This is a genomic window from Geminicoccus harenae (assembly GCF_019800005.1).
GTDB lineage: Bacteria > Pseudomonadota > Alphaproteobacteria > Geminicoccales > Geminicoccaceae > Geminicoccus > Geminicoccus harenae.
Genome location: NZ_JABGCL010000020.1, coordinates 91,119 through 102,300, shown reverse-complemented (window position 1 = coordinate 102,300; position 11,182 = coordinate 91,119). Strand labels below are relative to the sequence as shown.

General features: G+C 70.7%; 11 protein-coding genes and 1 pseudogene. 10 read left to right on the top strand and 2 right to left on the bottom strand.

Annotation, left to right across the window (positions count from 1 at the left end):
- Nucleotides 1–91 precede the first annotated feature (91 nt).
- Nucleotides 92–1,360 (bottom strand): annotated as a pseudogene (locus HLA95_RS18410) (HAD-IC family P-type ATPase); the annotation flags it as partial.
- A 229-nt stretch (nt 1,361–1,589) separates the two neighbouring features.
- Complete coding sequence (locus HLA95_RS18405; protein WP_191061536.1) at nt 1,590–2,222, bottom strand: helix-turn-helix transcriptional regulator; 633 nt, start codon at nt 2,220–2,222, stop codon at nt 1,590–1,592.
- A 113-nt stretch (nt 2,223–2,335) separates the two neighbouring features.
- On the opposite strand from HLA95_RS18405, the gene HLA95_RS18400 reads away from it, so the two are divergent.
- The 10 genes from HLA95_RS18400 to terL all read left to right on the top strand — a co-directional run bounded on the left by HLA95_RS18400 (nt 2,336) and on the right by terL (nt 11,150).
- Complete coding sequence (locus HLA95_RS18400; RefSeq protein WP_191061535.1) at nt 2,336–2,731, top strand: hypothetical protein; 396 nt, start codon at nt 2,336–2,338, stop codon at nt 2,729–2,731.
- A 74-nt stretch (nt 2,732–2,805) separates the two neighbouring features.
- The gene (locus HLA95_RS18395; protein WP_222184100.1) at nt 2,806–4,293 is read left to right on the top strand and encodes a portal protein; all 1,488 of its coding nucleotides are present in this window, start codon (nt 2,806–2,808) and stop codon (nt 4,291–4,293) included.
- Nucleotides 4,290–4,520: a Bbp19 family protein gene (locus tag HLA95_RS18390; protein WP_222184098.1), complete on the top strand. Its 231-nt coding sequence runs from the start codon at nt 4,290–4,292 to the stop codon at nt 4,518–4,520. Before HLA95_RS18395 ends, HLA95_RS18390 begins: the two co-directional genes overlap by 4 nt.
- A 36-nt stretch (nt 4,521–4,556) precedes the next feature.
- Nucleotides 4,557–5,354, top strand: a complete 798-nt coding sequence (locus tag HLA95_RS18385) for a capsid assembly protein (RefSeq protein ID WP_255592059.1) — start codon at nt 4,557–4,559, stop codon at nt 5,352–5,354.
- 184 nt (nt 5,355–5,538) lie between these two features.
- Nucleotides 5,539–6,357, top strand: coding sequence for a phage capsid protein (locus HLA95_RS18380; RefSeq protein ID WP_191061922.1), 819 nt, complete (start codon nt 5,539–5,541; stop codon nt 6,355–6,357).
- Between the two features lie 4 nt (nt 6,358–6,361).
- Nucleotides 6,362–6,631: a hypothetical protein gene (locus HLA95_RS18375; protein ID WP_191061923.1), complete on the top strand. Its 270-nt coding sequence runs from the start codon at nt 6,362–6,364 to the stop codon at nt 6,629–6,631.
- Between the two features lie 74 nt (nt 6,632–6,705).
- Nucleotides 6,706–7,278 (top strand): phage connector family protein, encoded by a 573-nt coding sequence (locus HLA95_RS18370; protein WP_191061924.1) that lies wholly within the window; start codon nt 6,706–6,708, stop codon nt 7,276–7,278.
- Nucleotides 7,275–9,200, top strand: coding sequence for a phage tail protein (locus tag HLA95_RS18365; RefSeq protein WP_222184096.1), 1,926 nt, complete (start codon nt 7,275–7,277; stop codon nt 9,198–9,200). The genes HLA95_RS18370 and HLA95_RS18365 overlap by 4 nt, the downstream gene beginning before the upstream one ends.
- Nucleotides 9,200–9,631: a hypothetical protein gene (locus HLA95_RS18360; RefSeq protein WP_191058299.1), complete on the top strand. Its 432-nt coding sequence runs from the start codon at nt 9,200–9,202 to the stop codon at nt 9,629–9,631. The genes HLA95_RS18365 and HLA95_RS18360 overlap by 1 nt, the downstream gene beginning before the upstream one ends.
- Before the next feature lie 31 nt (nt 9,632–9,662).
- Nucleotides 9,663–11,150 carry a phage terminase large subunit gene (terL, locus tag HLA95_RS18355; protein WP_191058300.1) on the top strand — a complete coding sequence of 496 codons (1,488 nt, stop codon included), beginning with the start codon at nt 9,663–9,665 and terminating at the stop codon, nt 11,148–11,150.
- Nucleotides 11,151–11,182: the final 32 nt, after the last annotated feature.

Below are 11,182 nucleotides of genomic sequence, written 5' to 3'. Positions count from 1 at the left end.
GGATACGTTGGTGCAGACGGATCAGGACAGAACGCACAAAACCACTTGCAGACGGGGCGGGCCATACGTTCCTGAATGTCGATCCGGCCTAGGCGACGAAGGCCAGGACCGCCACCAGGACGACCAGCGGGACGAACCAGCCCGACACCTGGTCCGCCAGCCGCTGGATCGGGGCTCGCGAGCGCTGGGCGTCGGCCACCATCTGCACGATGCGCGCCAGCACCGTCTCGCGCCCGACCTTCTCGGCGCGCAGCACGAGCGTGCCGGTCTGGTTGAGGGTGCCGCCGATGACCTGGTCGCCGGCGCTGCGGGTGACCGGCATGGATTCGCCGGTCACCATCGATTCGTCGAGCGAGGAGCGGCCGTCCTCGACGATGCCGTCCACCGGGACCTTCTCGCCCGGGCGCACCCGGAGCCGGTCGCCCGGCACCACCGCGTCGAGCGGCACCTCCGCTTCGGTGTCGTCCGGTGCGATCCGCCGCGCGGTCCTGGGCGTCAGGTCGAGCAGCGCCCGAAGTGCCCCGGAGGTCCGCTCGCGCGCCCGCAGCTCCAGCACCTGGCCCAGCAGCACCAGCACGGTGATCACCGCGGCGGATTCGAAATAGACGGCGACCGTGCCATCCGGTGCCTGGAACGCCTGGGGGAAGATCCCGGGTGCCAGGGTCGCGACGAGGCTGTAGCCCCAGGCGACCCCGGTACCGAGCGCGATCAGGGTGAACATGTTGAGGTTGCCGGTCCGGACCGAGGCCCAGCCGCGGGTGAAGAACGGCCAGCCGGCCCAGAGCACCACCGGCGTCGCGAGCAGGAAATGGATCCAGATCGATACCCTCGGCGGCACCAGGCCATGGACCACCGGCAGGAGATGGCCGCCCATCTCCAGGAGGAATACCGGCAGGGCCAGGACCAGGCCGATCCAGAACCGCCGGGTCATGTCGGCCAGTTCCTCCGGATTGGGCCCGGCCGCAGCGCTCGCCACGTCCGGCTCCAGCGCCATGCCGCAGATCGGGCAGCCGCCGGGCCTGTCCTGCCGGATCTCGGGATGCATCGGACAGGTATAGATCGTGCCTGCCGGCTGCGGCGCCGGTCCGGCACGGCTGCCATCGCCGGTCAGATAAAGCTCCGGGTCGCTTGCGAACTTCGCCCGGCATCCGGTGGAGCAGAAATGATAGAGATGGCTGCGATGCTCGGCGGTCGCGGCGGCGCGGTGCGGGTCGACCATCATGTGGCAGACCGGGTCCTGTACCCGACCATCGTCCGGCGCGGCCGCGGGGGCGGGCCGGTGTCCTGCATGGCCATGGTCATGGGCGGCGTGCCCATTGCCGACACCATTGCCGACGCCGTGCCGGGCTTCGCCTGCCATTGCTGGCCTCCTCGGACCAGCGGCCGTCGAACGGCCACTGCGCTGCATCCGGCTCAGGGGATAGGGCTGCCAGCCGCAGGAAGGTCAAGCAGCCGGGGCTGGGCCAGGCCCGGTCGAGGCCGAAGAAGCCCCGTACAGTACCGGTCGGGAAGCACGGCAGAAGGGCGAGCGTTGCGGTAGGAGAGGAAGCCGCCGATGCCCGGAGGCTGGTGGGCAAGGTCGGCCTGGCCTACTGGCTGGCCCAGACGATCCGGGCGATCCAGGCGACCTCGTCGATCGCGAAGTTCGCCTCCTGTCCGTCCGGGCGGTCGACCACCACGCGCTGCGCGGTGCGCCGGGACAGGCTGCCCAGGTGGAGCGTGCCCTTGCGGTCGGCCAGCACGATCCGGTCGCCGCGGCGGATCGAGGAGGAGGGCGACACCACCAGCAGGTCGCCGCGCCGCCAGGCAGGCGACACGTCCTCGGTCAGTTCCAGCGCGAAGGCGTGGCCGTCCTCCAGGCCGGGGAAGTCGACATCCTCCCAGGCATTGCCCTGCGGGAAGCCCGAGGCGTCGAACATCTGGCCACCCTGGGCACGGTCCAGCGGCAAGGAGCGCAGCCGCCGCGACACCGGCGGTGCGGCGGCACCGTCGCTCCCGTCCATGAGGGCCACGAACTCGGCCATGGTGGTGTTGGTCGCCTCGAGGATCTTGGCGATGCTCTCCGTGGAGGGCCAGCGGGCCTTGCCCTGCTTGGTGGCGCGCTTGCTCTTGTTGAAGGTGGTGGGATCCAGCCCCGCGCGCTTGGCCAGCCCGGAGGCCGAGTAGTTGTTCTTCGCGGCCAGGCGGTCGATCCCCACCCAGACATCGCCATGCGTCATCATAGGAACCAGCTCCGAGCAAACAAATAAAGATCCTACTGCACTAGGAACATCATCTTGACGATGCGCGGTCCTGTCACTAGGCTCATGATCCTAATTTTCGAGAGCCCACACCCATGGCAGAGCCCGGGTCAGCCCCCGCGATCGTCGTGTTCGAAGACCGGTCCGACTGCCGCTGGCTCGCCTGGCTGAAGCCGGGCTTCCGCCATTGCTACTGCCTGATTCGGGCCGAACGGGGCTGGATCCTACTGGATCCGCTGCTGCAGGACCTTCGACTCGCCTGGCTAGACCTGCCGGAAGAAATCGATCCCGTCGAGTATTATATCCACACTGGCCGTATCGTTCTCAGTGGCTGGACGCGGGAGTTCCCGCGCAGCTCACTGCGCGCGCGGCCCATTACTTGCGTCGAGGTCGTCAAGCGCGCGCTCGGGTTGGGTGGTCGATCAGCTTGGACACCTTACCAGCTACATTCCCTGCTGCTGCGCGAGGGCTGGACCCGTCACGCCGCTTGACGTTCCTAAAGTTATAGGAATATAAGCTTATTCACTGACCTGCGCGGATCGGCCCCCAGCACGGAGCCCAAGCGATGCCCCCCGTCGACCTCGAACTCGACCTGCGTTATCGCCGGGCGCGCGAACGGCGTCGGCCCTTCGAGCCGGTCTGGCGCGACTGCCTGGCCTTCACCATGCCGCAGCGCATGCCGGGCCTGGAGGCGGCACCCGGGCGTGGCAGCGACCGCCTGTTCGATGCCACCGCCGCCGATGCGGTCGAGCAGCTCGCCGCCTCGCTCCTGGGCGAGCTCACCCCGCCGGGCTCGCCCTGGTTCGGCCTGCGCGCCGGCCCGCAGGTGGCATCTGCCGAGCGGCCGATGGTCACCGAGGCGCTGGAGGCCGTGGCCGCCCGGCTGCAGGGCGCCTTCGACCATGCCAACTTCACCGTGGAGATCCACCAGGCCTTTCTCGACCTGGTGACGCTGGGCACCGCGACCCTGCTGTTCGCCGAGGCGCCGGCCGGCCGGCCCTCGCCCTTCCGCTTCTCCGCCATCCCGGCGACCGAAATGGCGATCGAGGAGGATGTGGACGGCGCCGTCGTCGGCCATTTCCGCACCAGCACCCTGCCGCTGGCAGGCCTGCGTAGCCGCTGGCCGGACGCGGTGCTGCCGCCCGATCTCGCCGCCGGCAATGGCGAGCAGCCCTGCCGCGTGATCGAGGCCGTGGTGCCGGGCGGCACCGGCTTCGACTACCGGGCCTGGCTCACCGACGACGACGGGTCCGGCCGCGCGATGGCCCTGCTGGCGGACGGCCGCTTCGAGCATTCGCCCTTTATCACCTTCCGCTGGGTGAAGACCGCGGGCGAGGTGTATGGCCGCTCGCCGATGATGACGGCCCTTCCCGACGTGCGCACTGCCAACAAGGTGGTCGAGCTGATCCTCAAGAACGCGTCGATCGCGGTGACCGGCATCTGGCTGGCGGAGGACGACGGCGTCCTGAACCCGGCCAACATCAAGCTGGTGCCGGGCAGCATCATCCCAAAGGCAGTGGGCTCGGAGGGGCTGAAGCCGCTCGAGATGCCCGGACGGTTCGACGTCAGCCAGCTCATCCTGGACGATCTGCGCGCCCGGATCCGGCACACCCTCCTGGTGGACCGGCTGGGCCCGGTCCAGAACGCGCGGATGACCGCGACCGAGGTCCTGGAGCGCTCGGCCGAGACCACCCGCCTCCTGGCCGCCGTGTTCGGCCGGCTGCAGGCGGAGCTGCTCACGCCGCTGGTGGCGCGCGGGCTGGCCATCCTGGCCCGGCGCGGCGAGATCCCCGACGTCCGGCTGGACGGGCGCATGGTGGAGCTGCGCTACCAGTCGCCGCTCGCCCGCCGCCAGTCGCGCCAGGACGTGCAGAACACCCTGCTCTGGCTGGAGAGCGTGCGCCAGATGGGCGACCACGCCGCGAGCGTGGTCGACCTGCCCGGCGCCGCGCGCTGGCTCGGCCACACGCTGGGCGTGCCGGCCGAGCTGATCCGCGAGCAGGGCCTGCTCGATGCCTTCCAGGCCGAGTTCCTGCGCGAGGTGCTGCCATGAGCGAGCCTCTGGCACTGCCCGGCGGCACGGGCGACGAGCTGGCCCGCTGCGCGGCCAAGGTGTTCGCCTCGCCCGAGGGCCGGCGGCTGCTCGACCATCTGGAGCGCACCTATCTCCTGCGCCGCATGCCGCCCCAGGCGAGCGATCAGGAGCTGCGGCACCTCGAGGGCCAGCGCTGCCTGGTGGCCCACCTCCAGTCCCTGGCGGCTCGCGGCCTCGGCCGCTGACCGCCCTCCCCACCGACCAGATCGAGACCTCCCGCCATGGAACAGGACCAGATCGAGAACGAGCCGGCGCAGGACGCTGCGGCACCCGCGATCGGCGAGCCCGAGCCGGAACCGCCGACGGAGCCCCTGCCCCTGCCGGAGGCGGCCGAGCCCGGGATCCCGGAGAAGTTCCGCGGGCCGGACGGCCAGCTCCGCGCCGACATTCTCCTGAAGAGCTACTTGGCGCTGGAGCGCAAGATCGGCTCGATGCTGCCGGCCCCGGACGACCCGGATGACCCGGCGGCGCGCGATCGGCTGCTCGCCGTGCTGGGCCGGCCCAAGGATCCGGCGGACTACCAGATCGAGCGCAAGGCCGAGTGGCTGGAGCAGGACCGGGAGCTGGATGCCCGGCTGCACGAGGCGGGTTTCACCAACCGGCAGGCCCAGCTCGTCTACGACCTGGCCGCCGAGCGGATCGCCCCCCTGGTGGAGGCGACGCTGGCCGAGTTCGAGGGGCTGCGCGCGGCCGAGGCCGGCCGGGCCCGCCTGGCGGAGCAGTTCGGCGGGCCCGAGCGGTTCGCCGCGGTGGCGGAGCAGCTCAAGGCGTTCGGCGAGCGCCACCTGGACCGGGCGACCTACGAGACGCTCGCCCGCTCCTATGATGGGGTGATGGCGCTGCACGCGATGATGCGCGCCAAGGAGCCGGAGATCGTGGCCGGCGGCGACCCGGCCACCGGGGCACCGGACCCCGACCGGCTGGCCCAGATGATGCGCGACCCGCGCTACTGGCGCGACCGCGACAAGGATTTCGTGGCGCGGGTGACCGACGGCTACCGCCGCCTCTACGGCGGCTGATCGCCAGAAGGGCATCCCGCGCCCGGGACCACGGCGGCGGCCGGGCGGACAACCCCGCAAGCGGGGCCCGCCTGCCCGCCATGGCTTCAACCAGCGACGGCTTTTCGCCAAGGCCCGGTCCCCTGCGGTCCGGACAACCCGCGCGCACGGCCACGCGGCGACCAACGACAAGGAAGGACCACCAATGTCCACCTCGATCGACCAGGCCTTCGTCAAGCAGTTCGAACGCGAAGTGCACGAGGCCTATCAGCGGCAGGGCAGCAAGCTCCGCCACACCATCCGGGTCAAGAACGGCGTCGTCGGCAGCTCGACCGTCTTCCAGAAGGTCGGCCGCGGCACTGCCACCACCAAGGGGCGCAACAGCGTCGTGCCGGTGATGAACGTGGAGTTCGCCACCGTCGAGGCCCGCCTCTTCGACTATTATGCCGGCGAGTGGGTCGACCAGCTCGACGAGCTCAAGACCAACATCGACGAGCGCAGCGTGCTCGCCAATGCCGGCGCCTTCGCGCTCGGCCGCAAGACCGACGAGCTGATCATCAACGCGCTCAAGACCTCGTCCCAGGTGGCCGGCACCGATGCCGACGGCCTGACCAAGGCCAAGGTCCTCAAGGCCTTCGAGATGCTGGGCGCCAACGACGTGCCGGACGACGGCCAGCGCTTCGCCGTGGTCGGCTGGAAGCAGTGGTCCGAACTCCTGAACCTGGCCGAGTTCGCCAACTCCGAGTTCATCGGCGATGCCGAGCTGCCCTGGAAGGGCACCCAGGCGAAGATGTGGCTCGGCACCACCTGGATCCCGCATTCGGGCCTGCCGCTCGAGGGCACCAGGCGCAGCTGCTTCTGGTACCACAAGTCGGCGATGGGCCATGCCATCGGCCAGGACGTGAAGACCGACATCAGCTGGCACGGCGACCGCGCCGCCCACTTCGTCGCTTCCTCGATGTCCCAGGGTGCCGTGCTGATCGAGACCGCGGGCGTCGTGACGATGCCGTGCCTGGAGGACTGAACCGATGGCCTATCAATCCGAGAACCTCAGCGTCCTGTCCTACGCCAACGGCTTCACGCTCTGGCACTACCGCACCCCGGACGCTGCGACCGCGGTGGACAATGCCGGCTATTTCAACCAGGCGGCCAAGATGCTGCGGGTCGGCGACTTCATCATGCTGAATGCCGGCCTGGGTACCTCACCCACCCACGGCATGATGGTGGTCGTCGCGAATGCGTCCGGCATCGTCGACATCTCCAACATGGTCCAGTTCGGCGTGCTGAACTCCGACTGACCGGCCAAGGCGGCTGCGATCGACCCGGGAGGCCCGCCGGCCTCCCGGGCCACCGCCAGCTCGAGGACAAGCTCATGGCGTACAGCGACGTCGATCTCTGCTCGCAGGCCCTGGTACGGCTGGGTGCCACCCCTATCGGGTCGTTCGCCGACGGCAGCGCGGAGGCCACGGTGGCGTTCCGCCTTTATGGCCTGGTGCGCGACGGGCTGGTCAGCGCCCATCCCTGGAGCTTCTCGATCGCCCAGGCGGCATTGAGCGAGCCCGCCGCCGCGGGATCCGCCGACTTCGCCTGGCGGCACATGCTGCCGGCCGACTGCCTCCGGGTCATCTCCGCCGGCTCGGACCGGCGTGGCCGCGGTGCGGAATACCGGGTGCTCGGCACCGCGCTGTTCACTGACGAGCGCGCCGTCACGCTGACCTACCAGCGCCGCACGCCGGAGAGCGACTACCCCGCCTTCTTCGCCGCGGCCCTGGTGGCCCGGCTGGCGGCCGAGTTCTGCCTGCCGGTGACCGAGAGTGCGAGCCGCGCCGAGGTCCTGCGCCGTGCCGCCGACCTGGAGCTGCGCCAGGCGCGGCTGGTCGACAGCCAGCAGAGCACGCCCCGGCGCTTCGAGGACTTCACCCTGATCGAGGCCCGCCTCGGATGAGCGCGGTCACCCTGATCAAGACCGGCTTCACGGCGGGCGAGCTCGACCCGCGCCTGGTCGGGCGCTCCGACCTCGACGCGCTGGCCAAGGGTGCGGCCCTGCTGGAGAACGTGGTGGTGCAGGTCACGGGCGGGGTCACCCGCCGGCCCGGCATGCGCCGGTCCACCGACGTGCCGGGCGGCATGCGCCTCGTCCCCTTCGACGGGGCGGATGGCGGTGCCGTCCTGGCGTTCGGCCCGTTCAAGGTCGACGTGATCATCGGCGACGCGGTCGCCGCCACGCCCAACACGCCGGCCGCGGCCAACTGGAGCAGCCTCCAGGTGCCGCAGCTCTCGTTCGCCCGGCTCGGCGAGAGCCTGCTGATCTGCCATCCCGACCTGGAGCCGCGCCAGCTCGTCCGGCTGGCCTCGGGCGGCTGGCAGTTGCGCAAATGGTCGTTCGCCATCCCGCAAGGTGCGCCGGCACCCTTTCCCTATCGCGAGCCGTTCGCCCGCTTCGCCGCGGACGAGGTGGCGCTCCAGCCGGTGAAGACCGGGCTGGCGGCCGACCAGCCGATCCCGCGCGATTCGCTGGTGACCCTCTCCGCGTCAGCGCCCGTGTTCACGGCACTCCATGCCGGGACGCGCCTGCGGATCAAGGGCCGCCAGGTGACGGTCCAGAGCGTGCAGAGCACCACGGAGGCGATCGGCCTGGTGCTGGAGGCGCTGAACGACGGCCAGACCACGCGCGACTGGGACGAGCAGGCGTTCAGCCAGGCGCATGGCTACCCGATCACCGTCGGCTTCTGGCAGGACCGGCTGGTGGTGGGCGGCTCGCGCGACCTGCCCGATGCCATCTGGATGTCCCGGACCGGGCGTTATTTCGACTTCGACGAGGGGACCGGCCTGGACGACGAGGCGTTCCGCTTCCGGCTCGGCACCGAGCGCAACCACGCGATCCGCGCCCTGGTCTCGGGCCGGCAGCTCCAGGTGTTCACCAGTGTCGGCGAATGGGCCCTGTCCGGCGACCCGCTGACGCCTGCCACGATCCGCGCCGACCAGCAGACCGGCATCGGCTCGCCGGTCGCCCGCAGCCTGCCGCCGGTCGAGGTCGATGGCGCCACCCTGTTCGTCAGCCGCAGCGGCAAGGAGCTCCGGGAGTTCCTGTTCACCGACGACCAGCAGGCCTTCCAGGCCGCCGACCTGGCGGTGCTGGCCCGCCATCTCCTGGCCGACCCGGTCGACATGGCGTTCGACCCGATCCGCCGCCTCGTCCTGCTGGTGCGCGCCGACGGCAGCATGGCCGCTGCCACGATCGACCGGGAGAACGGCATCGTCGCCTGGTCCAGGCTCACCACCAACGGCCTGGTCCGCGCGGTCACCCATCTGGATGGCCGTACCTGGCTGCTGGTGTCGCGCAACGGCACGGTTTCGCTGGAATATCTGGACGATGCCCTGGGCGTCGACGGCGCCCTGACGTTCACCGCCACGACGCCCCGCACCGTATGGGCGGGCCTGGAACGGTTCAACGACCGCCAGGTCTGGCTGATCGGCGATGGCCGGCCGATGGGCCGCACCGTCGTCACCGACGGCAGCGTGGTCCTGCCCCAGCCGGTCGGCACGTTCGTCGTGGGCCTGGCCTTCACCCATGTGATCGAGCCGGTGCGTGCCCTGCCCTTGCCGAACCGGGTCCAGGATGCCCGTTACCGGGTGGTCCGCCTCTCGTTCCGCCTGCTCACGACGCTGGCGCTGCGGCTGGATCTCGGCAGCGGCCCGGTCGCCCAGGCCCTGCCGGCCGTGCCCGGCGGCTTCACCGGGGACCATGCGGTCCGGGTGCTCGGCTGGCGGCGCGGCATCGAGACCACGCCCTGGCGGATCGCGCAGGACGAGCCCTCCCCCTTCACCCTCCTTTCCGTGTCCCACCAACTGCAGGTGATCGACTGATGGGTGCCGCAACCAGCCTCGCCACGCTCGGCCTCTCCGCGCTGCTGGGCCAGCAGAAGAAGAGCCGGGCCAACGACCTGATCGAAGCCGACCGGGTCCAGAACGCTCAGGAGATCAAGCTCCGGCAGAGCATCGAGCGCCGTCAGCGCGAGCAGCAACTCGCCAAGGCGCTGGCCAGTGCTCGCGCCCGCGCCGGCTCGGCCGGGATCGGCTCCTATCGGGGTGCCGCGGATGCGATCGCCAGCGGCCTCAAGCGCCAGGCCCGCACCGAGCAGGCCGAATCCGACGCCGAGGCCCGGCTGGCACTGCAGGGCAACGACACAAAGGCCGCGCTGCGCCAGCGCAACAACCTGCTGGACCAGCAGGGCAGCGTGCTGGGCCAGGGTGCCCGCGTGCTCGGCGGCCTGGCCGGCGGCTCCCTGCTGGACTGAGCCCACCCCATCCGCGTCCGGATCCGCCGCCATGCCAAGCCGCCGCAGCTTTCGCCAGTTCGTCTGGGTTTATAACCGGCTGCAGGGCCGCACGACCCCGGCCCTGCATGTCCGGATGACGGACTGGCTGGAAGCGTGCTGGCGCGGCGGCGACCGGCGCCTCTTGCTGATGGTGTTCCGCAATGCCGGCAAGTCTACTCTGGTCGGCCAGTTCTGCGCCTGGATCCTGGCCGAGAACCCGGACCTGCGGATCCTGGTGCTGTCGGCCGAGCAGAACCTGGCCGACAAGATGGCGCGCAATGTCCGCCGCGTCATCGAGCGCCATCCGTTCTGCGAGCATCTCCTGCCCGACCGCAAGGAGCAGTGGGCGGCCGACCGGTTCACCGTCGCCCGCCCCCACGACTTCCGCGACCCCTCCTTGTGCTCGCGCGGCATCACCGGAAACCTGACCGGGCTGCGCGCCGACGTCGTGATCTGCGACGATGTCGAGGTGCCCAACACCTCCGACACGCCCGGCAAGCGCGAGGAGCTGCGCGAGTGCCTGCGCGAGCTCGACTACATCCTGATGCCCGAGGGCACGATCCTCTATGTCGGCACGCCGCACAGCTTCTACTCGCTCTATGCCGAACAGGCCCGGGCCGAGTTGAAGGAGGCGGCGCCGTTCCTGGCCGGCTACCGGCGCCTGGCCATCCCGCTCCTCGACCCGCAGGACGGCAGCTGTGTGTGGCCCGAGCGATTCCCGCCGGACGTGGTCCGGCGGATCCGCGAGCAGACCGGCCCCGCCAAGTTCCGCTCGCAGATGCTGCTGGAGCCGACCCATGTCCACGAGGTGCGCCTCGAGCCCGAGCGGATGCGCCGCTACCGGGGCGAGATCGAGCTGGCCAGCAGCAATGGCGAGACCGTGCTCACGATCGGCGGCCGGCGCATGGTGTCCGCCACCTGCTGGTGGGACCCTGCCTTCGGCGCGCCGAAAAAGGGTGACGCCTCCGTGGTCGCCTGCGTGTTCGTCTGCGAGGCCGGCGACTACTGGCTGCACGGCCTGCGCTACTTGACCCACGACCCCGCCCGCGTCGCCGAGCAGGACGAGGCGGCGCAGCTCTGCCAGCAGGTCGTGACGTTCGCCGATACCATGGCCCAGCCCGCGATCCGGATCGAGACCAACGGCATCGGCCGCTTCCTGCCCTCCCTCTTGCGCCAGGCGGTCGCCCGCGCCCGGACCGGCTGCGCGGTGATCGAGCGGGTTTCCAGCCGCAGCAAGGTCCAGCGGATCCTGGACGCCTTCGACCCGCTTCTCGCCTCCGGCCGCCTCCACGTCCACGAGGAGGTGTGGCAGGGCGGCTTCGTCCAGGAGATGCGCGAATGGCTGCCCGACCGGGACAGCCGCGACGACGCCCTGGACGCGGTCGCCGGCTGCATCCTGGAGGAGCCGGTACGCTTGTCCGGCCTCCATGCCCTGCGCACCCGCCCGAACTGGCGCGCCGCCCGTCCCACCATCGCCCCGTCCAGCTTCGACCTCTGAGCCCAGTTGCATCCCCGGCGCTGGCACCGTAT

Coding starts and splice junctions, on each gene's coding strand:
- HLA95_RS18360 (WP_191058299.1), top strand. CDS start 9,200: ATGGGTGCCGCAACCAGCCTCGCCACGCTCGGCCTCTCCGCGCTGCTG.
- HLA95_RS18390 (WP_222184098.1), top strand. CDS start 4,290: ATGAGCGAGCCTCTGGCACTGCCCGGCGGCACGGGCGACGAGCTGGCC.
- HLA95_RS18395 (WP_222184100.1), top strand. CDS start 2,806: ATGCCCCCCGTCGACCTCGAACTCGACCTGCGTTATCGCCGGGCGCGC.
- HLA95_RS18405 (WP_191061536.1), bottom strand. CDS start 2,222: ATGATGACGCATGGCGATGTCTGGGTGGGGATCGACCGCCTGGCCGCG.
- HLA95_RS18380 (WP_191061922.1), top strand. CDS start 5,539: ATGTCCACCTCGATCGACCAGGCCTTCGTCAAGCAGTTCGAACGCGAA.
- HLA95_RS18370 (WP_191061924.1), top strand. CDS start 6,706: ATGGCGTACAGCGACGTCGATCTCTGCTCGCAGGCCCTGGTACGGCTG.
- HLA95_RS18375 (WP_191061923.1), top strand. CDS start 6,362: ATGGCCTATCAATCCGAGAACCTCAGCGTCCTGTCCTACGCCAACGGC.
- HLA95_RS18385 (WP_255592059.1), top strand. CDS start 4,557: ATGGAACAGGACCAGATCGAGAACGAGCCGGCGCAGGACGCTGCGGCA.
- terL (WP_191058300.1), top strand. CDS start 9,663: ATGCCAAGCCGCCGCAGCTTTCGCCAGTTCGTCTGGGTTTATAACCGG.
- HLA95_RS18400 (WP_191061535.1), top strand. CDS start 2,336: ATGGCAGAGCCCGGGTCAGCCCCCGCGATCGTCGTGTTCGAAGACCGG.
- HLA95_RS18365 (WP_222184096.1), top strand. CDS start 7,275: ATGAGCGCGGTCACCCTGATCAAGACCGGCTTCACGGCGGGCGAGCTC.